The sequence below is a fragment of the Wenzhouxiangella sp. XN201 genome, from assembly GCF_011008905.1.
Classification (GTDB): Bacteria; Pseudomonadota; Gammaproteobacteria; order Xanthomonadales; family Wenzhouxiangellaceae; genus Wenzhouxiangella.
On sequence record NZ_JAAIVI010000020.1, the window covers coordinates 475283 to 493941 of the forward strand.

Annotated in this window: 15 protein-coding genes and 3 tRNA genes; 15 read left to right on the forward strand and 3 right to left on the reverse strand. The window is 64.5% G+C overall.

Going from position 1 to position 18659, the window contains the following annotated elements:
* Positions 1 to 250: 250 nt before the first annotated feature.
* From mvaD to idi, 4 genes are read left to right on the forward strand one after another with little or no spacing between them, the layout of a single operon-like run.
* Positions 251 to 1234, forward strand: coding sequence for a diphosphomevalonate decarboxylase (gene mvaD, locus G4Y73_RS11560; protein WP_164231785.1), 984 nt, complete (start codon positions 251 to 253; stop codon positions 1232 to 1234).
* A complete protein-coding gene (locus G4Y73_RS11565; protein ID WP_164231786.1) occupies positions 1231 to 2292 on the forward strand; it encodes a hypothetical protein in 1062 nt (353 codons plus the stop codon). Before mvaD ends, G4Y73_RS11565 begins: the two co-directional genes overlap by 4 nt.
* Before the next feature lie 7 nt (positions 2293 to 2299).
* Complete coding sequence (locus G4Y73_RS11570; protein WP_164231787.1) at positions 2300 to 4579, forward strand: hydroxymethylglutaryl-CoA reductase, degradative; 2280 nt, start codon at positions 2300 to 2302, stop codon at positions 4577 to 4579.
* Entirely contained in the window at positions 4569 to 5171 is a 603-nt protein-coding gene (gene idi, locus G4Y73_RS11575; protein ID WP_346426853.1) for an isopentenyl-diphosphate Delta-isomerase, read from the forward strand. The genes G4Y73_RS11570 and idi overlap by 11 nt, the downstream gene beginning before the upstream one ends.
* 55 nt (positions 5172 to 5226) lie before the next feature.
* On the opposite strand, the gene G4Y73_RS11580 is transcribed toward idi, so the two are convergent.
* From G4Y73_RS11580 to trxA, 3 genes are all read right to left on the reverse strand, one after another.
* Complete coding sequence (locus tag G4Y73_RS11580) at positions 5227 to 5931, reverse strand: response regulator transcription factor (protein ID WP_164231789.1); 705 nt, start codon at positions 5929 to 5931, stop codon at positions 5227 to 5229.
* Between the two features lie 293 nt (positions 5932 to 6224).
* On the reverse strand, positions 6225 to 7481 hold the full coding sequence (gene rho / locus G4Y73_RS11585) for a transcription termination factor Rho (RefSeq protein WP_164231790.1): 1257 nt from the start codon (positions 7479 to 7481) through the stop codon (positions 6225 to 6227).
* A 249-nt stretch (positions 7482 to 7730) separates the two neighbouring features.
* On the reverse strand, positions 7731 to 8057 hold the full coding sequence (gene trxA / locus G4Y73_RS11590) for a thioredoxin TrxA (protein ID WP_164231791.1): 327 nt from the start codon (positions 8055 to 8057) through the stop codon (positions 7731 to 7733).
* Between the two features lie 205 nt (positions 8058 to 8262).
* Between trxA and G4Y73_RS11595 the strand changes: the two genes are divergently transcribed.
* From G4Y73_RS11595 to tuf, 11 genes are all read left to right on the forward strand, one after another.
* Entirely contained in the window at positions 8263 to 9564 is a 1302-nt protein-coding gene (locus tag G4Y73_RS11595; RefSeq protein ID WP_346426854.1) for a DEAD/DEAH box helicase, read from the forward strand.
* A gap of 115 nt (positions 9565 to 9679) precedes the next feature.
* Positions 9680 to 10558 (forward strand): type II secretion system protein N, encoded by an 879-nt coding sequence (locus G4Y73_RS11600; RefSeq protein ID WP_164231792.1) that lies wholly within the window; start codon positions 9680 to 9682, stop codon positions 10556 to 10558.
* A complete protein-coding gene (locus G4Y73_RS11605) occupies positions 10555 to 12459 on the forward strand; it encodes a secretin N-terminal domain-containing protein (protein ID WP_164231793.1) in 1905 nt (634 codons plus the stop codon). Before G4Y73_RS11600 ends, G4Y73_RS11605 begins: the two co-directional genes overlap by 4 nt.
* Before the next feature lie 6 nt (positions 12460 to 12465).
* Positions 12466 to 13944, forward strand: a complete 1479-nt coding sequence (gene gspE, locus G4Y73_RS11610; protein WP_164231794.1) for a type II secretion system ATPase GspE — start codon at positions 12466 to 12468, stop codon at positions 13942 to 13944.
* Positions 13945 to 14192: 248 nt separating this feature from the next.
* Entirely contained in the window at positions 14193 to 15395 is a 1203-nt protein-coding gene (gene gspF, locus G4Y73_RS11615) for a type II secretion system inner membrane protein GspF (protein ID WP_164231795.1), read from the forward strand.
* Positions 15392 to 16072: a cell division ATP-binding protein FtsE gene (gene ftsE, locus G4Y73_RS11620; protein WP_164231796.1), complete on the forward strand. Its 681-nt coding sequence runs from the start codon at positions 15392 to 15394 to the stop codon at positions 16070 to 16072. Before gspF ends, ftsE begins: the two co-directional genes overlap by 4 nt.
* Positions 16069 to 16989, forward strand: coding sequence for a permease-like cell division protein FtsX (gene ftsX / locus G4Y73_RS11625; protein WP_164231797.1), 921 nt, complete (start codon positions 16069 to 16071; stop codon positions 16987 to 16989). Before ftsE ends, ftsX begins: the two co-directional genes overlap by 4 nt.
* 160 nt (positions 16990 to 17149) lie before the next feature.
* Positions 17150 to 17234: transfer RNA gene (locus tag G4Y73_RS11630), tRNA-Tyr, on the forward strand.
* 37 nt (positions 17235 to 17271) lie between these two features.
* Positions 17272 to 17345 (forward strand) — tRNA-Gly (locus tag G4Y73_RS11635).
* An 11-nt stretch (positions 17346 to 17356) separates the two neighbouring features.
* A tRNA-Thr gene (locus G4Y73_RS11640) sits at positions 17357 to 17432 on the forward strand.
* A 45-nt stretch (positions 17433 to 17477) separates the two neighbouring features.
* On the forward strand, positions 17478 to 18659 hold a 1182-nt coding region (gene tuf / locus G4Y73_RS11645; protein ID WP_164228361.1), incomplete at its 3' end, for an elongation factor Tu.

Here is an 18659-nt window from a genome sequence, read left to right on the forward strand (position 1 = left end):
CCAAGGCACCAAGGCGCCAAGAACGCCAAGAAATCAGGAATAGCTGAGTCACAAACGACCTTTCGCGCCGCTTAGCTTTGTTTAGAAATTGCATTAGTCGTTTCGTCTGAGGCAGACCAACTCTAGAAAATGAGTCAATTGGTTCTTCTTGGCGAATTTGGCGTGTTGGCGCCTTGGCGTGAGGCCAACAGGCACAAGCAACACCGAAGCCCGTATCATTAGGGACTCTCCACGCTTACCGAAGGCAGGGATGTCCGTCCAACAAGCCACCGCGCGAGCCGGGGCGAATATCGCGCTGGTCAAATACTGGGGCAAGCGAGACCAGCAGTTGAACCTGCCGGCGGCCGGGTCGATATCGATCACACTCGCCGGGCTCGAAACCCGCACGACCGTGACGCCGGATCCTTCGCTCGATGCTGATTGCTTCGTGCTTGACGACGCCGAGCAGCCGGCCGGGCGTGTTGGCGCGGTACTTGATCTGCTGCGCGAAATGGCCGGTGAGGCAACGTCCTGCCGGGTGGAAAGCGTCAACAATTTTCCCACCGGTGCCGGGCTGGCCTCCTCGGCCTCAGGATTTGCCGCGCTGGTGACTGCCGCCTCGCAAGCTCTCGGTCTGGAATTGTCCGAGGCAAAGCGCTCTGAGCTGGCCCGCCGTGGTTCAGGTTCGGCCGCCCGCTCGATCTTCGGCGGATTCGTTGAAATGGACGCCGGTCAGCGCGACGACGGCTCGGATGCGGTGGCACATCCGCTGCTGGTCGCGGAGGACTGGCCGCTGGAAGTGGTTGTAGCGGTGACCGATTGCGGCAGCAAGGCGGTTGGTTCGCGCGACGGCATGAATCACACCATGCGCACCTCCCCTTACTACCCCGCCTGGGTGGAGACCGTAGCGGGCGATCTCGACCTGGCCCGAAGGGCGATTGAAGCGCGGAATTTTGAGGTTCTGGCCGAGGTGAGCGAACACAGCGCGCTGAAAATGCACGCCTCCATGCTGGCCGCCCGGCCCGGCCTGGTTTACTGGAACCCCGCCACACTGGCCTGCATCCATGCCGTGCGGGATCTGCGTGCGGCCGGTACGGGCGTGTTTTTCACTGTCGACGCCGGCCCACAGGTCAAGGCCGTGTGCCTCCCCGGCGAAGGCGAGCGTGTCGCCCAGGCGCTGGGTAAGCAGAAGGGTGTGGCCAAAGTGATGGTCACCGGTCTCGGGCCGGGTGCCCTTGTGGTAACCGGGCCGTGACACGCTGGGTCGCTACCGCGCCGGGCAAGGTCGTGCTGCTCGGTGAGTACGCCGTGCTCGACGGTACTCCCGCACTGGTTCAGGCTGTGGATCGGCGCTGCCGGGTGACGCTGGAACCCTGTTCTGCGGCCGGCGCTTGCATCGAGGCTCCGCAACTGGGGATCGAGCCGGTGCAATTTAGTCTCGAACCGGGCGGCCAGGTGCAATGGCCGGATCGCATGCCTGCTGCTTTCCAGCGAACCGCCGCCCTGATTGATTCGGTGCTGGCCCATGTCCGAAACCTGGGTGGCCAGGCGCAGTCGTTTCGCATGCGCATCGACACCTCCGAACTGTTCGATGCCGACGGTGGGCGTCCGGTCAAGCTGGGACTGGGGTCGAGTGCGGCTTCGGCGGTGGCGATCGACGCCGCACTGCATGCGGCCTTTGTGGGGCAGAATGGCCGGGAGTCGGAAGCCCGAACCGTAGCGCGCCTGCTCGTGCCCGGTCGCCAGGCGCAGGGCAATGCCGGCAGCGGGATTGATCTGGCGGCCGGACTTTGCGGCGGGCTACTGGCCTACCGCATTTCCGGCCGTGAGATCGAGATCGCCCGTCTCGCCCTGCCGGAGGCGATCGAGACCTGTTTCGTGTGGGCCGGGGCGCCGGCCTCGACGGCCGATCTGCTGGCGGCCTGGCGCCGCTCGCGCGAGACTTCGCCCGACGCCCACGAGCGATTGCTCGGCCGGATGCAGGCCGTGGCGATTTCCGGCCTGGAAGCCGTCGAACGTGGCGAGGCGGCCAGAATCCTGGACTGCTGGTCGGAATACGGCCGATTAATGGGTAAAATGAACGATTTGGTCGGCCGCGAGATCGTGACGGCTGAACACCGGATCGCAGGCAGCCTGGCCGAGCGCCTGGGCGGCGTTTACAAACCCTGCGGTGCCGGAGGCGGCGATCTGGGTCTGGCCGCTTCGCTCGATGCGGGCTTCTGTGATCGCTTGCAGCGCTCGTGCCGGGAGGCCGGCCTGAAAGTCCTGCCGATCCGGCCGGCCGCCGAAGGCGTGTGCGTAACCAGAGAGTGACGATTTGATGGACCGATCCCGAATTCCGCGTTTCTACAAGATGTCCGTGCCCGAGCGCGTGCGCATGGTGCGCGATCGCGGTCTGCTGACCCCCGACGACTACAAGGATTTGCAGTCCGGGGCGCACACCCTGTCGGTGCAGCTGGCCGACAAGATGATCGAGAACGTCATCGGCGTCATGGGCCTGCCGGTGGGCCTGGGCCTGAACTTCCTGATCAACGACAAGGAATATGTCGTGCCGCTGGTGGTCGAGGAGCCCTCGATCGTCGCCGCCCTGTCCTCGGCGGCCAAGCTCGCGCGCGAATCCGGCGGCTTCACGGTCGAGAGCATGGAGCCGCAGCTGATCGGCCAGATTCAGATTGTCGACGTGGCCAACCCGGCCCGGGCCAAGGCCGCCCTGCTGCAGCGCAAGGATGAGATTCTCAACCTGGCAAACAGCCTGCATCCCAAGATGATCGCGCGCGGCGGCGGGGCCAAGGACCTGGAAGTCTTCATCCATCCCTCGCAGGGGCCGGGCGGCGACATGGTGGTGGTTCACCTGCTGGTCGATACGCGCGACGCCATGGGTGCCAACCTGGTCAACACCATGTGCGAGGGTGTGGCCTCACTGGTCGAGAACATGGCCGATGGCCGGGTCTTTCTGCGCATTCTCTCCAACCTGACTGACCGGGCGCTGGTCAAGGCGCGGGTCCGGATTCCGGTGGACTCGCTTACCGTCAAGGGTTTCGACGGCGCGCAGGTTCGCGACGGCATCATCGTGGCCAACGATTTCGCCCGCATCGACCCGTACCGGGCAGCCACCCACAACAAGGGCATCATGAACGGCATTGATGCCGTGGCGCTGGCCACGGGCAACGACTGGCGTGCGATCGAGTCGGGCGCGCATGCCTTTGCTGCCCGCGGCGGTCGCTACGCGTCGCTGACCCAGTGGTACAAGGACGACAACGGCGATCTCATCGGTGAGCTCGAGATTCCGATCAAGGTCGGCACCGTCGGCGGCCCCCTGCAGACCAATCCGACGGTGGCGCTCAACATGCGCCTGCTCGGCGTCGAATCGGCCCGCGAACTGGCCGAGGTGATGGGCGCCGTTGGCCTGGCGCAGAATTTCTCCGCCATTCGCGCGCTGGTCACGGAAGGTATCCAGCAAGGTCATATGACCTTGCACGCGCGTTCGGTGGCGACCGCCGCCGGCACGCCGCCGGAGTTGTTCGATACCGTGGTCGAGCGCCTGATTGCCTCCGGCGAGATCAAGATCTGGAAGGCCGAGGAGATCATCACCGAGGTGCGCTCGCAGAGCGAGCCGCCGACGGTTACGGCACGGGAAAACGAACAGCGGGACGATCAGCAGACGCTCGAGGGCGAGAAGCTCGGCGCCGGTCACGGCAAGATCATCCTGCTCGGCGAGCATGCCGTGGTCTACGGCCGCCGTGCCATCGCAGCGCCGATTCCGCTGGCTATCCAGGCCCGCGTCGAGGACGCGCGCGAGGGCGTGGAACTGATCATTCCGCGCTGGGGGGTGGAGCAACGCCTGGATTTCACGGCCCGGCATCCGCAGAGCTTCGCCCGCTCGCTGGCGGGGGTGCTCGAGGCCCTGGGTCTGAGTGGCCGCGGCATGCGCATCGAGGTCTTTCCCAATGTACCCCGTGCGATGGGCCTGGGCGGCTCGGCGGCGCTGGCCGTGGCCGTCATTCGCGCCATGGACGGGCATTTCTCGCTCGGTTTGAACGACGAGCGCATTAACGAGCTCGCCTTCGAATGTGAGAAAGTCGCTCACGGCACACCTTCGGGAATCGACAACACCCTGGCGACCTGGGGCGAGTTCATGCTGTTCCGTAACGGCGAGCAGCCGCAGCGTGAAGTCATCGAGGTGTCCGAGCCGCTGCCAATCGTGATCGGCATGAGCGGGGTCGAGAGCCTGACGGCACGCACTGTCGCGCGGGTGCGCGAGGCCTGGAAGAAAAACCCCGCCCTCTACGAGCGCATCTTCGACGAGATCGACACCCTGGCCGGAAATGGCCTCGATGCACTGAAATCCGGCGACTATGACACCCTGGGCGAGTTGATGAACGTCTGCCAGGGTCTGCTCAATGCCATGCAGGTCTCGAGCTGGGAGCTCGAGGAGCTCCTGCAGGTGGCGCGCAACAATGGCGCCGTGGGCGCCAAGCTTACCGGCGGCGGTGGCGGCGGTTCGATAATCGCGCTGTGTCCGGATGACAGCGCGCGCGTCGCTCGCGCCATCCGTGCAGCCGGCTACAACGCGCTCGAGGTGCAGATCGGTGGCGCTTGATCAAGCCGGGCCGGCACGCGTGGTGTCGTCCGACAGCGAGGAACTGATCCTGGTCGACGACGCCGACCGGGCGATCGGGACGCTTTCGAAGGGCGCCTGCCACGATGGCGACGGGATTCTTCACCGTGCCTTCTCGGTTTTCCTGTTCGATGAGGAAGGTCGGCTGCTGATTCAGCAGCGCGCCGGCGACAAGCGCCTTTGGCCGTTGTACTGGGCGAACAGTTGCTGCTCGCACCCGCGCGCTGGTGAGGAGATGAACGAGGCCACCGTGCGGCGCACGCGTGAAGAACTGGGGGTCTCGGCCGAACTCGAATTCATCTACAAGTTCCAGTACCAGGCCAGCTACGAAGGGGTGGGCGCCGAGCACGAACTGTGCTGGGTCTATATCGGGCTCACACGCGAAGACGAAGTGCGGCCCAATCCGTCCGAGATCGCGGACTGGCGGTTTCTCCCGCCGGAAGAGGTGGACGCCCTGATCGAAAACCCGGACGCCGACGTGGCGCCCTGGTTCCGCATGGAGTGGCGCGAGTTGCGGCGGGCGCACTGGGATCGGGTGGGGCGGCTCCTCCAATCCAGAACGAAGGCGCCGTAGGTCGGGAATGTAACCTCAACCTACGCGGGTTCCAACCAGCCAACAAGCGAACGCGCTACGCCTCTTCCGGCGTCGCCAGCTTGAACCCCATCCCCTGCACGGTGTGCAGCAGCTTGTGTTCGAACGGGCGATCTATGCCCTTCCTGAGGTTGTAGACGTGGCTTCTGAGCGTGTCGGAATCGGGCAGGGTGTCGCCCCAGAGCTCGTTCTCGATCTGTTCGCGGCTGACCACGCGGGGTGATTCACGCATCAGGACCTTCAGGATGCGCATGGCCGTGGGCGAGAGCGTAATGCGCTGGCCGGCGCGTTCGACGCGCATCAGGCGCGGGTCGAACACCAGGTCGCCGACCTTGAGCTGGCCTTCGCCGGTCTCGCCGCGGGCGCGTCGGATCAGGGCGCGCAGGCGGGCGATCAATTCCTCGGTGGCGAAAGGCTTGACGACGTAGTCGTCGGCGCCGGCGTCGAAGCCCTCGATCTTGTCTTCGAGCTGGTCGCGGGCGGTCAGCATCAGGATGGGCGTTGATACGCCGCCGTCGCGCAGTTTTTCGGCCACCCGGATGCCGTTGACCCGGGGCAGCATCAAATCGAGAATGATGGCGTCGTATTCATTATCGGCCACCAGGTTGAGCGCAATCGCTCCGTCGGCAGCGAAATCGACGGCGAAGCCGGCGTCTTCCAGCCACGCACCGATGGTCGCGGCCAGGTCGTCGTGGTCTTCGACCAGCAGGATGGTTGCCTGGGGCAGTGCTTCTTCGGACATTGTCTCGCTCCTTCACATCTGTGAATGGAGCCAGTTTAGGGCGGGAATGTCAACGGAAGGTGAAGGGTAGGGCCGCTACACAAAATCCTCAGATTGGCTGGCCATAGAGAATGTTGGCTGGTTCGCTGGTTTGCTGGTTCGCTGGTTCGCTGGTTCGGCACCTGCCGGGTTTGCGGGGCGGCTTCGCCGCGAAATCCCGACGGCCAACCAGCCAACCAGCCAACAGCTTCTAGCCGCGCAGGCCTGCCAGCTGGCATGAACGGAATTGTCGCCCCCTCAACCCGGAAGCGGCCTCACCGCTTCATATAGTTGAAGAATTCCTCGTTGGTCTTGGTGACCTTGAGCTTGTCGAGCATGAACTCGATCGCCTGGGCCTCGTCCATGGGATGCAGGATGCGGCGCAGGATCCAGGTTTTCTGCAGCTGGTCATTGCCGATCATCAGCTCCTCGCGGCGGGTGCCGGAGCGGTTGATGTCGATGGCCGGGTAGACCCGCTTCTCGGCAATCCGGCGGCTCAGGTGGATCTCCATGTTGCCGGTGCCCTTGAATTCCTCGTAGATCACCTCGTCCATCTTCGAGCCGGTATCGACCAGCGCAGTGGCGATGATGGTCAGGCTGGCGCCGTCCTCGATGTTGCGGGCCGCGCCGAAGAAGCGCTTGGGCCGTTGCAGGGCGTTGGCGTCCACGCCGCCGGTGAGCACCTTGCCCGAGGAGGGCACCACGGTGTTGTAGGCGCGCGCCAGGCGGGTGATCGAGTCGAGCAGGATGATCACGTCGTGTTTGTGCTCGACCAGGCGCTTGGCGCGTTCGATCACCATGTCGGCGACCTGCACGTGACGCGTGGCCGGCTCGTCGAAGGTGGACGAGATGACTTCGGCGTCGACGCCGCGTTCCATCTCGGTGACTTCCTCCGGGCGCTCGTCGATGAGCAGGATGATCATGTGCGTTTCCGGGTTATTGGCCCGGATCGCCGTGGCGATGTTCTGCAGCATCATGGTCTTGCCGGCCTTGGGCGGGCTGACCACCAGGCCGCGCTGGCCCTTGCCGATGGGCGCGATCAGATCGATGATTCGCCCGGTTATGTCCTCGGTGGAGCCGTTGCCGCGCTCAAGCACGAATTGCTCGCGCGGGAACTCCGGGGTGAGATTTTCGAACAGGATCTTGTTCTTGGTGTTTTCGGGCTTGTCGTAATTGAGATCCTCGACCTTGAGCAGGGCGAAGTAACGTTCCGAGGACTTGGGTGGGCGAATCTTCCCGGAAATGTAGTCGCCGGTACGCAGGTTGAAGCGGCGGATCTGCGAGGGTGAGACGTAGATGTCATCGGGCCCGGCCATGTAGGAGGCCTCGGCCGATCTGAGGAAGCCGAAGCCGTCCTGCAGGATCTCGAGTACGCCGTCGCCGTAGATGGCATCCTTTTTCTGGGCCTTGGCCTTGAGGATGGCAAAGATGACGTCGTGCTTGCGCGAGCGCCCCATGTTGTCGATGCCGAGTTCTTCGGCCATCTCGACCAGTTCTTTGGCGGATTTCTTCTTGAGTTCGGTCAGGTTCATCGCTTTGGGTGTCTTTACGGAAGTATTTGGTCGTACCGCGGGCGAACAGAGAAGTTCGCCGGTCGCGACGACCGGAAAAGGATCATGGCCAGGTTCTATCGCATATTGCCCCGGAGGTCCGGGAAAGGTAATGGGAATTTAAGGAACTGCCGGACGGTGACCCGCCCCGATTGGCCGTAAAGTTAGCACCAATCGAGGCGCGAGTCCAGTTGCCGCCGGCAATCCGTCAAATCGCGAATGCGGCGGGGTTCAGATGGTTTCCTCGACGAAGGTCTTGAGCGCCGACTTGGTCAGCGCACCGACCTTGGTGCCCTGGTGCTCGCCGTTCGCGAAGACCATCAGAGTCGGAATGCCGCGGATCTTGTAGCGGCTGGTGACTTGCTGGTTCTCGTCGATGTTGAGTTTGGCGATCTTGAGGCGGTCGCCGTACTCGTCGGCGAGTTCGTGCAGGATCGGGTCGATCATCTTGCACGGGCCGCACCATTCGGCCCAGTAGTCGACCAGCACGGGGCCGTCGGCCTTGAGGACGTTTTCTTCGAAGTCGCTGTCGGTTACGTGGATGATCTTGTCGCTCACGGCTTGTCTCTCTCCTTCGGGAACAGGGGCGCGGCGGCGAATCGCGGCCGCGTCGAGCAGGATTGCGGTTTTGCCAATATACTATGCCACGCCTGCACGTGCGGTCACGACTGCGTGACGAAATGAAAGTCGGCAGGTTCGAGCGCCGGCCGACACACGTCAGGTCTAGGCAGTCAAACGAAATTTCAAGGACAAACGCATCTCCGTGACCGACAACACTGGCGCCCAACAGGTGCTGACAGATACCCGCTTCGATTCCTTCGATCTTCATCCCGATATTCAGCGAGGACTGGCCGAGGCCGGCTTCGAGTACTGTACGCCGATCCAGGAACTGACGCTCCCCTTGGCGCTCGCCGGCCGTGACGTTGCCGGCCAGGCGCGCACCGGCACGGGCAAGACGGCCGCGTTCCTGCTGCAGGTCTTTCAGCGCCTCCTCTCACCCGACTCGATCGGGCCGGGCGCGAATCCGCGCTCGATCATCATTGCCCCGACGCGCGAGCTGGCGATCCAGATTCACCGCGATGCCGAACTGTTGGGCAAGTACACCGGTCTTAGGTCGGTGCTCACCTACGGCGGTGTCGATTACCACAAGCAGCGCGAGCAGATCGCCGCCGGCGTCGACATTCTGATCGGCACACCCGGTCGCCTGATCGACTATCTCAAGCAGGGGGTCTACAACCTGAACGTCATCGAGGTGGCAGTGCTCGACGAGGCCGATCGAATGTTCGATCTGGGGTTCATCACCGACATTCGCTACCTGTTTCGAAAGATGCCGGCAGTGGACAAGCGCCAGACCCTGATGTTTTCGGCCACTTTCCCGCTCAAGGTCACCGAACTGGCCTACGAGCACATGAACGACGCCGAGACCATCCGCTTCGAGGAGGAGCAGGTCACGAGCGACCGCGTAAAGCAGGTGGTCTACTACCCGGCCAATCCCGAGAAGCTGCCGCTCCTGGTTCAGTTGCTGCGCGGTATGGAGGACGGTCACGTGATGGTCTTCGTCAATACCCGGCACAATACCGATCGGGTGGCGCGCACCCTCAAGGCCAACGGCTTCAACGCTGCCATGCTGGCCGGCAACGTGCCGCAGAAGAAGCGGCAGACCCTGCTCAAGCGCTTCCACGACGGCGAGATCGACGTGCTGGTCGCCACCGATGTGGCTGCCCGCGGGCTGCACATTCCCGATGTCAGCCACGTCATCAACTACGACCTCCCGCAGGAAGCCGCCGATTATGTCCACCGGATTGGTCGCACGGCGCGGCTCGGCGCCACCGGCGACGCCATCAGCTTCGCCTGTGAGGACTACGCCTTTCACCTGCCCGAAGTCGAGGAATACATCGAGATGTCGCTGACGGTCGAACAACACGACCCCGACAGTCTCCCGGAACTCGAGCGCCCGGCACCGCCACCGCGCAAGAGCGGGAAGAAGCAGGGCGGCCGTCGTGGCGGTGGTGGCAGAGGCCGGGGCGGACCGAACCGGGGCGGTGGCCGGCGACATTCCGGCTGAAGCGGGCCTCAACCGGCTTAGCAGCCAACCAGCGAACAAGCCAACCAACGTTCCTCCCCGTCTGTGCTAATCTCCCGCCAGATGTCACCCTGGAGGCGAACTGCCTGTGTCCGCCATGCTCTCACCCGCTTGGTCATCGCGACTGGCCCTGTCGATCAGCGCGATTCTGGCGCTGGCGATTGTATGGCTGGTGGTGCGGGCGGCCTGGCTGCTGATTGGCGGTGTTTCGGTGACCTCGGCGCCGGCCCCGGCCGTGCCGCAGATCGAAACGGGCTCGAGCGTGCAGGGGGAGTTCCGCTGGAACCTGTTCGGACGCTCGGCGTCGGCGCCCAGGCAGCTTCGACCGACCCCCGTCTCGGACAGTCGACTTCGGCTGAAGGGTGTAGTCGCCGGGCAAAACGCCTATGCCATCATCGCCGATCCGGGTTCGGGCGAGGACGTCTATCGCAGCGGTGATCCGCTGCCGGGCGGCGGAGAAGTCGAAACGATCGAATCACGCCGGGTCGTCATCGTGCGCGACGGCCGACGTGAAACGCTCGAGCTCGATCCCGACGCCGCCACTTCTTCCGCCGGCGAGCGTGGGTCGCCCGGCCAGTTGTCCAACTCGGACGGTGCCAGACCGCGATTGCCGGGTATCCGGGGATTCGAGGCGCCGGAGGGCGCCAGCGTGGCGTCGCTGCCGCAGGCGGCCCGTTCCCTCGGTCTGAACGCGGGCGAGCTTTCCCAGGCGATTTCGGCCATGCCGGTTTCCGGTGGCGGCTTCCGGGTTCGACCCGGCCGCAATGCCCGCCTGTTTTCCGAACTGGGGCTGCAGGTCAACGATGTGGTCGTCGCCGTCAACGGCCAGCCGCTGGAGTCGGCGCAAGCCGTGCAGGGCCTTTTTGCCGACGTGATGTCGCGCGGCGAAGTGGCCATTACCGTCCGTCGCGACGGCCGTGAGTTGACCCTGCGGCCGGATCTCGAACAAGTCATGGGGAGTCTGCAATCACAATGATCCGTTCCATTCGACTGGGCCTGATCGCCCTGATTTTCTCGCTGCCGACGGCAGCACAGGACGACAACGGCCACGTACTCAATTTCAAGGACGCCGACATTCGTGCGCTGATCACCACGGTGGCCGACATGACCGGGCGCTCGATCATCGTCGACCCGCAGGTTTCCGGGCGGGTGACGGTCATCTCCTCCCAGTCGCTCGACGACGAAGAGGTCTGGGATGTGTTCCAGTCCATCCTGCGGGTTCACGGCTACGCCGCGGTAGGTGACGAGCAGACGGTGCGCATCGTGCCCGACGTCAACGCCCGCCAGGACGGGCGCGTGCCGGTCGACGACATGCGCGGCGGTGGCGACGAGCCGGTCACCCGCATCATCCCGCTCGAGCACGTCAGTGCCAGCGAGGTCTCGCAGCTCTTGCGTCAGCTCCTGCCGCAGTCGGCTTACATGGCGCATCACGAGGGCAGCAACAGCCTGATCATCAGCGACCGGGCGACCAACATCCGGCGCATCGAACAGATCATCGAGCGCCTGGACGCGGCGGTCGACCAGGAAGTCGAGGTGATTGCCCTTTCGCATGCTGATGCCGCAGAAGTCGTGCAGTTGATCAACCGCATCTACCCGGCCACCGACGGTGGAGAGTCGGCGGTCGCCGACGAAAGAACCAACACCGTCGTGCTCAGCGGTGATCCCGGTCGCCGCTTGCGGCTGCGTACCCTGATCAGTCACCTCGACACGCCGTTGCAGTCGGAGGGCAGCACCCAGGTCATTTACCTGCGCTATGCCACGGCCGACACCCTCGTGCCGGTGCTCGAAGGCATCCTTGAGCTTGACGAGGAGGACGGTCGCCAGGCACGCATACAGGCCCACGCCGACACCAATGCGCTGGTCGTCACGGCGCCGCCTTCGGTGTTCCGCAGTATTCAGTCGGTCGTGCGCCAGCTCGACATCCGCCGTGCGCAGGTGCTGGTCGAGGCGATCATCGCCGAGGTCGCAATGGATACGAGCAAGGAGCTGGGCATTCAGTGGCAGGCTTTCGAGTCGGGCGACGAGGGCTTTTTCGGCGGCACCAATTTCAATAGCGGTGGGCGCAATATCATCAATCTCAGCGCCGGACTGGGCGGGGAAGAGGGCGGTGGCGTCCTTCCCGGCCGCGGCCTGAACCTGGGCTATGTCGGCGGCCGCACCAGTCTGCTGGGTATCGAGATGCTCGAGATCGGCGGCCTGGCCCGCGCCCTGGCCAGCGACTCGAACACCAACGTGCTCTCGACGCCTTCGGTGGTGACTCTCGACAACCACGAGGCCAGCATCAATGTCGGGCAGGAAGTGCCCTTCCTCTCGGGCAGCTATTCCACCCAGGGCGTGTCCACCGGCGAAGGCCAGGTCAACCCCTTTCAGACCATCAATCGCGAGGAAATCGGCGTCAAGCTCAACGTCACGCCGCATATCAACGAGGGTGACACCATCCTGCTCAATATCGCGCAGGAGGTCTCGACCCTGGCGCCATCGACCGGCGCGGTCGACCTGATCACCAACAAGCGCACCATTTCGACGCGCGTAATGGTGCCCGACGGCGCCGTCCTGGTGCTCGGCGGACTGATCAGTGACGACCTGCAGGAAGGGCGCGAGGAAGTGCCGGGGCTGGGGCGCATCCCGCTGCTGGGCGAGCTGTTCCGCTATCGCAGCTCAAGCAAGGTCAAACGTAACCTGATGGTGTTCATCCGGCCGCAGATCCTGCGCGACGAGGCCCTGATGGACGATGTGACGCGCTCGAAGTACACCCGCATTCGAGACCTGCAACTGGAGCAGCGCGACCGGGTCAAGGGATTGACGCGCAAGGAACAGATGCCGCTGCTGCCGGAACTGGAAGATTTCCTGCAGACGCCGCCCCCCGATGAGCGCTAGAGTCCGATGAACGGCGAATTTCGTCCGGCCTACGGCTTTGCCCGCAAACGCGGGGTGGCGGTCGCCGGTCGCGACGGCGACGGCTCCGTGCGCCTGGCGGTGCGCGAACCGGTCGATGTGGCCGCGGTGCAGGAAGTTCGCCGCCGGCTTGAAGATCGGGTTCGCGTCGAGCGCCTGCCGGCGGCGGATTTCGATCGCCTGATCACCGAGCTCTACGAGGCCGACGACGCCGCTGCCAGGCACGCCGCCGAGGACCTGGGCGAGGACTTCGACCTCAATCGGCTGGCCGAAGACTTACCCGAGCCGGCCGACCTGCTCGAAAGCGAGGACGATGCGCCGATCATTCGCTTGATCAACGGCCTGCTGACCCAGGCCATTCGCGAGGGCGCCTCAGACATTCACCTGGAACCGTTCGAGGAACGCCTGTCGATCCGCTTCCGGGTCGATGGTGTGCTGCGGGAGGTGATGGCGCCGGCACGCGGTCTGGCCGGGCTGATCGTCTCGCGCATCAAGGTCATGGCTCGGCTCGACATCGCCGAAAAGCGGGTGCCTCAGGACGGTCGCATCGGGCTGCGCATCGCCGGCCGGCCGGTGGACGTGCGCGTATCCACCTTGCCGTCCAATCACGGCGAGCGCGTGGTACTCAGGCTGCTCGACAAACAGGCCGGACGTCTCGACCTGGCCGAGTTGGGGATGGACGAGGCCACCTGCGAGCGCATGGAGAAGCTGATTCATCGTCCGCACGGCATCCTGCTGGTTACCGGACCGACCGGGTCGGGCAAGTCGACCACGCTGTACGCGTCGCTGCTGCGGCTGAATGACCGCAGCCGCAACATCATGACCGTCGAAGACCCGATCGAGTACGACCTCGACGGCATCGGCCAGACCCAGGTCAACCCCAAGGTCGACCTGACCTTTGCCCGCGGCCTGCGCGCCATCCTCCGCCAGGATCCGGACGTGGTCATGGTCGGCGAGATCCGCGATCTGGAAACCGCACGCATCGCCGTCCAGGCCAGCCTGACCGGCCACCTGGTGCTCTCGACCTTGCACACCAATACTGCGGTCGGAGCCATCGCACGCCTGGTCGACATGGGCGTCGAACCCTTCCTGCTGGCTTCGAGCTTGATCGGGGTGCTGGCCCAGCGCCTGGTGCGCGTTCTCGATCCGGAAATGCGCGAGCAATACAGCCTGGATGTCGCCGAGCTCGAACGCCTGGGCGTCAGCGCCGGTGAGCCGGCCACGCTTTACCGGCCGCGCTCCGAGCTGTCGGAAGGCGAGTCCGGCTACCATGGCCGTACCGGCATCTACGAGCTGGTGCCGGTCGATGAGACCCTGCGCAAGCTGATCCACGACGGTGCCTCGGAACAAGCGCTCGACAACCGGGCCCGTGAACTGGCGCCATCAATCTTCGAGGATGGCTGGCGCAAGGCACTGGCGGGGACGACCAGCCTGGAAGAGGTGCTGAGAGTGACGAGAACGGCTTGAGAAGAGCAAATTCGAAATTCGAAGCACCAAATCCGAAACAAATTCGAAATCCGAATGATTGAAACGGCTGCCTATTCAATGATCCCAGGCTGTGAGCGAGTCGCTTTCACGAGGCGGCCCTGGCCGTCGGCGGCCGTTTCGAATTTGGTGCTTCGAATTTCGAATTTCGGCCCGAAATTGACTGCCTTGCAACCAGCTGCCCTGACCGGTTGCACACCCGGCCCCACGCGACCAGCTGGCACACCCTGATGCAAGCATACGAATACCAGGCCCTGACTGAAGCCGGCGCCACCACCCGCGGGGTGGTGCAGGCCGACAGTGCCCGGGCGGCGCGTTCGCAACTGCGCGATCGCGGGCTGCTTCCGCTCGAAGTCAGCGCCGTCGAACGCGAGCGGCCGGGTTTCGGAGCTGCGGGCGGTCAGGGTCGTGAACGGGCGCTGCTGCTGCGCCAGATGAGCACCCTGTTGGCTGCCGGCCTGCCGCTCGAGGAAGTGCTCTCGGTACTGGTCGAACAGGCCGACCAGTCCCGCTCGCGGCGCCAGCTCGGGGCGATTCGCGCCCGTGTGATGGAAGGGCAAAGCCTGTCGGCGGCCATGGCCGAGCATCCGCGCCTGTTTCCGCCACTCTACAGTGCCTCGGTAGCTGCCGGTGAGCGCGCCGGGCAACTCGATATCGTGCTCGAACGCCTGGCCGGTTTCGCCGAACAGCGCGAGGAGATGCGGCGCAGCTTTTCCCTGGCCCTGGTCTACCCGGTCGTGTTGACGGTCATTGCCATTGCCGTGGTCACCGGCCTGATCGGCTTTGTCGTGCCGCGCGTGGTGGGCGTGTTCGAACAGGCCTCGCGCGAACTGCCCTGGCTGACGCGCAGCCTGCTGGCCCTGTCCGACGGCATCGCCAACTGGGGCTGGCTGATGATCGTGATCCTCGGCGCATCTGTAATGGCGGCGATCCTGGCCCTGCGGCAGCCGCATCTGCGCTTGCGCTTCGACGAGTGGCTGCTGCGCCTGCCGGTCCTCGGGCGCCTGGCCCGTTCGCGCGAGACCGCGACCCTGATGCGCACCCTGGCGATTCTGGTGGGGAGTGCCGTGCCGCTGGTCGATGCCCTGCGCGTGGCCGGCGAGGTGGTGGTCAATCGCCGTATCCGGGCCGACGTGGAAGCGGCCAGCGCGCAGTTGCGCGAGGGCATTTCACTCACCCGCGCCCTGGGCCAGTACGACTGGCTGCCGCCGATGGCGCGCCGTCTGCTCAGTGGCGGTGAGCGCAGTGGCGAGCTGGCGCCGATGCTCGAGCAAGCCGCTCGCCTCCAGGAGCGCGATTTGCAGGCCGCCAGCCAGCTGCTGCTGGCCGTGCTGCAGCCGCTGTTGATCCTGCTCGTCGGCGCGGTCGTGCTCTACATCGTGCTGGCGATCATGCTGCCGATCATGAGCATGAGCCAGCTGTTGTCGGCATGATTCGATTCGAGCAGGTCGCCAAGCGCTATCCCGGCGGAATCCAGGCCCTGGCCGACGTCAGCTTTGAGCTCGAACGCGGCGAAATGGTATTTCTCACCGGCCGTTCCGGGGCCGGCAAGTCGACCCTGCTCAAGCTCATCGCCCTGCTCGAGCGGCCGAGCCGCGGGCGGGTGATCTTCGAAGGACGCAATGTCGGGCGGATCTCGCGCCGGCAGATTCCCTGGCTGCGGCGGCAGATCGGAATCGTGTTCCAGGATCACGCCTTGCTGTCGGATCGGCGGGTGTTCGACAACGTCGCGCTGCCGTTGGTGATCTCCGGCGTGGCCTACCCGGAGATTCGACGCCGGGTGCGCGCCGCGCTCGACAAGGTGGGGCTACTCGACAAGGAAAGGATGTACCCGCCCATGCTTTCCGGCGGGGAGCAGCAGCGTGTCGGCATCGCGCGCGCCATCGTCGGCAAGCCCGCCCTGCTGCTGGCCGACGAGCCGACCGGCAATCTCGATCCGGAGTTGTCGGCCGAACTGATGCAGTTCTTCACCCGCCTCAATGAAACCGGCACCACGGTGTTGATCGCCAGCCACGATCTCGACCTGATCAAGCGCCTCGGGCGGCGGGTCATGGTTCTCGGCGAGGGCCGCCTGGTTGATGATGTTCGCGTGGCGGAGGGTTTGTCGTGAAGCGGCAGGGGAGCCTGCGTGCCTGGTCGCGGCGGCATGCCTACAGCCTGCTGTCCTCGCTGGGCGCACTGCTGCGCCAGCCGGTGGCCAGTCTGATGACGGTTATCGTGCTGGCCATAACGCTCAGCCTCCCGGCCGGGCTGCATCTGTTGCTCGACAGCGCCGACCGGGTGTCGGCCAACTGGCAGCGGCTCGATACCTTGTCGATCTTCCTCGATGAGGCGATCGGGGAGTCGGATGCCGTGCGCCTGAGTTCGGAGTTGAGCACGTGGCCGACAATCGCGACGGTCGATCCGATCAGCCCCGAACAGGGCCTGGCCGAAGTGACCGGACAGCTGGGGCTGGACGGGGTCGCTGAGCGCATCGAATCCAATCCGCTGCCCTGGGTGCTGGAGATCAGCCCGATTGCCGATGCCGATCCCGGGTTACTGGCCGGTCGCCTGGAAGCGCTGGACGACGTCGACCGGGTCATCGTGGACCTGCAGTGGCTCGAGCGGTTCCGGGCCATCGTCGAGTTGCTCGAGCGCCTTGCGGCCGTGCTGGCCGTGCTGTTTGCCGTGGCCGTGGCCTTCATCGTCGGCAACACCATCCGGATGGATATTCACAACCGGCACGAAGAGATCCGCGTGCTGGCCCTGGTCGGCGCCACAGATGGATTCATCCGCCGGCCGTTCCTGTACTCGGGGTTGTGGTACGGGATGGCCGGAGGCGCACTGGCCTGGTTGCTGATCGAGGTCGGGCTGGCCCTGCTCGCTGGGCCGGTCGGCCGGCTCAGCGATAGCTACGGCAGCGATTTCGTGCTTTCGGCGCCCGACCTGGACCTGATTGCCGTGCTGGTTGTCGGCAGTGGCCTGCTGGGCATCCTGGGATCCTGGCTGGCGGTGGGTCGGCACCTGCGCCGCATTCATCCGAGCTGAATCCCGGGGCTGATCCAGTCTGCACGAAGCGTCGGTGCAGATTTTCTCAAAGGGCCCCTACAGCGGTTGACTTGCCTGTCGCGATGGGTGAAAATTGCGGGCTTCGTCTGGAAGCCCGGTAATCCGGGATCGGCATCGATCGAACGAGCGAGGATTTTCCGGAGGGGTACTCAAGCGGTCAACGAGGGCAGACTGTAAATCTGCTGGCTTAGCCTTCGCAGGTTCGAATCCTGCCCCCTCCACCAGAATTCGAGGTTTGGGAGCAGTTGGTTGTTCCTTCAGGCGGGTGTAGTTCAATGGTAGAACCTCAGCCTTCCAAGCTGATGATGTCGGTTCGATCCCGATCACCCGCTCCAGATTTGAGAACGCCCACGTAGCTCAGGCGGTAGAGCACTCCCTTGGTAAGGGAGAGGTCACTGGTTCAATTCCAGTCGTGGGCACCATGATCATCGATAACCGGAAAGCAAAACAAAACGGAGTTTTGAGGCATGTCCAAGGCAAAGTTTGAACGCACGAAGCCGCACGTCAATGTGGGCACGATTGGTCACGTTGACCACGGCAAGACGACACTGACGGCGGCGCTGACGAAGGTTTGCGCGGAAGCCCGCGGTGGCGAGTTCCGTGCATATGACCAGATTGACAACGCGCCGGAAGAACGCGAGCGCGGTATCACGATTGCCTCGGCCCACGTCGAGTACGAGTCGGACAAGCGTCACTATGCCCACGTGGACTGCCCGGGTCACGCTGACTACGTGAAGAACATGATCACGGGTGCGGCGCAGATGGACGGTGCGATTCTGGTGGTTTCGGCCGCTGACGGCCCGATGCCGCAGACGCGCGAGCACATTCTGCTGGCCCGCCAGGTGGGCGTGCCGTGCATTCTGGTTTACCTGAACAAGGCCGACATGGTCGACGACGCCGAGCTGCTCGAACTGGTCGAGATGGAAGTTCGCGAGCTGTTGAGCGACTACGACTTTCCGGGCGATGACACCCCGATCGTCACCGGCTCGGCGCTCAAGGCGCTCGAAGGCGACGACAGCGACATCGGCGTGCCGTCGATCCTGAAGCTGGTCGAGGCGCTGGACGATTACGTTCCCGAGCCCGAGCGCGACCTGGACAAGGAATTCCTGATGCCGATCGAGGACGTGTTCTCGATTTCGGGTCGAGGCACGGTGGTAACCGGTCGTATCGAGCGCGGCGTGATTCACGTTGGCGACGAGATCGAGATCGTGGGTATCAAGGACACGACGAAGACGACCTGCACGGGTGTGGAGATGTTCCGCAAGCTGCTTGACCAGGGTCAGGCCGGCGACAACGTGGGCGTGCTGCTGCGCGGCACCAAGCGTGACGATGTCGAGCGTGGCCAGGTGCTGGCCAAGCCGGGATCGATCACCCCGCACACCAAGTTCGAGGCGGAAGTTTATGTCCTGAGCAAGGACGAAGGCGGCCGACACACGCCGTTCTTCAAGGGCTATCGCCCGCAGTTCTACTTCCGCACGACCGACGTGACCGGATCCTGCGAGTTGCCCGAGGGCACCGAGATGGTGATGCCGGGCGACAACGTTCAGATGACGGTGGAGCTGATTGCGCCGATCGCCATGGAAGATGGCCTGCGCTTCGCGATTCGCGAAGGCGGTCGCACCGTGGGCGCCGGCGTGGTGTCGAAGATT

What these genes read in the sequence shown, in the direction of transcription:
- mvaD (WP_164231785.1), top strand. Translation starts at nt 251, where the DNA reads ATGTCCGTCCAACAAGCCACCGCGCGAGCCGGGGCGAATATCGCGCTG.
- G4Y73_RS11570 (WP_164231787.1), top strand. Translation starts at nt 2,300, where the DNA reads ATGGACCGATCCCGAATTCCGCGTTTCTACAAGATGTCCGTGCCCGAG.
- G4Y73_RS11580 (WP_164231789.1), bottom strand. Translation starts at nt 5,931, where the DNA reads ATGTCCGAAGAAGCACTGCCCCAGGCAACCATCCTGCTGGTCGAAGAC.
- rho (WP_164231790.1), bottom strand. Translation starts at nt 7,481, where the DNA reads ATGAACCTGACCGAACTCAAGAAGAAATCCGCCAAAGAACTGGTCGAG.
- G4Y73_RS11600 (WP_164231792.1), top strand. Translation starts at nt 9,680, where the DNA reads ATGCTCTCACCCGCTTGGTCATCGCGACTGGCCCTGTCGATCAGCGCG.
- G4Y73_RS11605 (WP_164231793.1), top strand. Translation starts at nt 10,555, where the DNA reads ATGATCCGTTCCATTCGACTGGGCCTGATCGCCCTGATTTTCTCGCTG.
- gspE (WP_164231794.1), top strand. Translation starts at nt 12,466, where the DNA reads ATGAACGGCGAATTTCGTCCGGCCTACGGCTTTGCCCGCAAACGCGGG.
- gspF (WP_164231795.1), top strand. Translation starts at nt 14,193, where the DNA reads ATGCAAGCATACGAATACCAGGCCCTGACTGAAGCCGGCGCCACCACC.
- ftsE (WP_164231796.1), top strand. Translation starts at nt 15,392, where the DNA reads ATGATTCGATTCGAGCAGGTCGCCAAGCGCTATCCCGGCGGAATCCAG.